We start from the raw sequence: 3277 nt of genomic DNA on the forward strand, positions 1-3277 counted from the left end.
GCTGAAATCTCATTGACCATATTGTGCCTGAATGTTTGACAATATGTGTTGGTGACCGTGTATAAGCAATAGAGGGTTGAAGCGCAAATCCTGCATCCTGCGAGATTATTTCTGAAAGAGTATCAATTTTTCCCTTATTTGTGGGTAGACTTGATGGTCGGTTTGGCTTTATTCGGACTTACTTTTCTCGTAAATACAATCTTGTACAGGGTGGGATTCACGCGCAGTTTGGTCATGTTCATGTCCGTGACGATCATAGGTTTATTTCTATATTACGGAAAAATTCTTTCAAGCATATTCAATTGGTTTTCGGTCGAGATGAATGCCATGGAGGTTGTTACTTTAATCGGGGCGGTGAGTCTACTTGCTTTATTCGCCACTTATCCGATGATGCGCCATGCGCCATTGCATCCTAGGCCGAAGAAAGGGAGGTAATCGTTGGAAAAAACAGTTAGTGGTTCCCTAGAACCATTATACAGACCGATTAAAATAGTTTTGTATTATCGCAATATTACGCACTCGAGTCATGTGGAGTGCTGTGTGTGGCTAACAATGAGATAATACTTAGGATAAATGTCATGCAACTATTGGAGAGGCAAAATAATCTCGACTGTGGTCCCTCGACCCAGTTCACTTGTAATTTGAATGGTTCCGTGATGTTCCTTGATAATTTTGTAGCAAATCATTAACCCTAAGCCTGTCCCTTTTTCCTTAAGGCTGTAAAAAGGTTCTCCAAGGTGGGGAATTCTGTCTTGCGGGATTCCGCATCCTTGGTCGTGGACTTGAACAGAAACAGAATCGGTGTTGAGTTTGATCACAATTTGAATTTGTCCACCTTGTGGCATCGCTTCTATGGCATTTTTCAAAATATTGATAAACACTTGCTTCAACTGATTTTCTTCGCATTCAATGAGCGGCTCTCCAGAGTCCGATTCTATTAATATCTGCACACTGTGCATGGTCGCAAACGGAAAGAGGAAAGAAGAAACCTGCTGGATCACGGTTTCCAAGTTAGTCCTTTCGAGTTTCGCTGTTTGCGGCTTGGCCACGGTCAAAAATTGGTTCGTGATCCATTCCATTTGTTCAATTTCGGACCGCATGACTTCCAAGTACCATAGGTTCTTATCCGTTGTTTGATGCTTCAGTAAGCTAAGGAACCCTTTCAGTGCCGTAAGGGGATTGCGAATTTCGTGGGCAATCCCTGCCGCTAGCTGACCGACAACGGCAAGTTTCTCCGTTTTTCGCAGCAATTCTTCCGTATGCTTCAGCTCTGTGATGTCGCGTCCAATCACGATAAGTCCTTTGCGTCTGCCATCTGGATGATAAATGGGAATTTTGATTACATCGAGAATCGCAGCGATGCCACTTGGAGTTGGAATGATTTCTTGGACGCGAATCAGACTGCCTTTGTCCCAAGYCTGATGATCAGACACCATACACGGATAATAAATATCGCGATAATATGCATGGCTCGCTGCAAGTTCAAGATCCGTCATTCCCTGATAGTCGGTAGCCTCTAACCGTAAAAAAGCTAGGGTGCTATCGTTTGCTTCGATCCACTTTCCTTGATCGTCTTTGAATACAACGAAGTCAGGAATGGAATTGATCAACGTCCGTAGCCGTTTCTCGCCTTCTATTAGCCTTTCTCTCATTCGGTTTAGTTCCGTATTATCTCTTGAAATTAACACAAACGCGATGGCATTGCCTTTGCTGTCAAATAGAGGAGAGGCGGTATTGGTGACATCAATCAGACTGCCATCCTTGCGCTGTCTAACGGTTTCATAAGGGAGGACATGTCGGGAGCTCAGCAAGTTGTTGCGAATATCATCGGCTTCCTTTTTTAGGTGGTCAGGAATCGTGGGGAGCTCTTTGCCAAGTAGTTCCTGCTCTGTCCAGCCAAATATTCGTTCAAAAGATTTGTTGGCTTTTATGACATGAAGATTGGAGTTTATAACGAGAATCGCATCATCGGTGTTACTGAAGTAAAACTCAAGCTGTTCTTTTGTAGACTTCAAATCTTCGAGCATTTGTTGATGATTTAGTTTGATTTCTCGCACAATTTCGTAGACGCCGACGATTTCATTTTCCACAATGATCGGAAAGCTTTTTAACTCAACATGAAGATGATGCCCCTGCTTATGTAGGAGAGTAGCTTCGTACTCTTGCTGCAAGCCTTTTGCGGAATTGGTGAAAGCATGTAATCTGCGTTCTTTGTTGTCGGGGAGAGTTAAGTCTTGTACTGTTAGGTTTCTTAGTTCACTCACATCATAACAAAGCAATCTTTCCGCCGCCGGGTTTGCGTCGATAAGAAGCCCTTGTACATTATAAGAAAAGATGGCGTCCGGATGATGATCGAACAGCGATTTGTAAACATGCTCTTGCATGGAAACGCTTTGAGGTTCAACAGCTTCTTCGTCTTGTTTAAGCAGTGACGAGGTTGCCAGGGGTTGGTGGAAATCGGGTAAATGTTTAAAAACGGCAATGTCTGGCGGAAGGACGTTTACAATGGATCCGATTGCCATTCCGCCATAAAAGTAAGGGGAGAGTTCAAATCGCCATATCTTATTGTTAGACTCACTTTCCCAGGTCACTCTTGATGGAAAAGATTCTCTCTCGAGAGAGTTATGTTTCATCCGGTGATTGGGTGATATCCAGCCTTTTTCATACAGCAGTTGGGAAGCTTCGATGACTTGTCCTCCACGGTCTAAAACCGCTAGCGGGAGGGTCGTCCTTTTGGTGAGTTCAGCAAAATACTGAGACAGCCGGTAACRCTCGAATTTCAATTGGTTGTACAGCATCTTCTCAATATCTTGGGTCACCCCAACAACGGCATCCAGTGATTTCGGATCATTTACCGTCCAAAAGGCGGTTAAATCGATGATACCGAGAGCTTTGCCTGTAGCGGGATCGCGGATGGGAGCAGCGGAACATGTCCAGCTATGAATATTTTGGCAAAAATGCTCGTTTGCAAACACTTGATTCGGTGCTCCGGTGACGAGGGCTGTCCCAATTGCATTCGTCCCTGCGCTGCCTTCACTCCAATTTGAGCCTGGCGAGAAGTTAATGTCTTCTGCTTTTAACATTACGGACATATCGCCGTCAAAATAAATCATTTCGCCGGCCGCATTGCTATACGTTACAAGATAGCCCGTATTTGAGGCAAGCTGCTTCAACTTATTCATAAACGGTTCGACCAATCGAAATAACKAATCAGACGCCATATATTCTCGAATTTGATCCATCCCTAGGGTAAAAGAGGCTTTACTAGAGAGAGGAT

1 protein-coding gene is annotated in these 3277 nt (G+C 44.0%); it reads right to left on the reverse strand.

Annotated features, from left to right (window positions below):
- Positions 1–584: 584 nt before the first annotated feature.
- Positions 585–3182, reverse strand: a complete 2598-nt coding sequence (locus AC1DWB_RS32585) for a PAS domain S-box protein (RefSeq protein ID WP_477545250.1) — start codon at positions 3180–3182, stop codon at positions 585–587.
- Positions 3183–3277 lie beyond the last annotated feature (95 nt).

The sequence above is a fragment of the Paenibacillus sp. P4_E11 genome, from assembly GCF_056401635.1.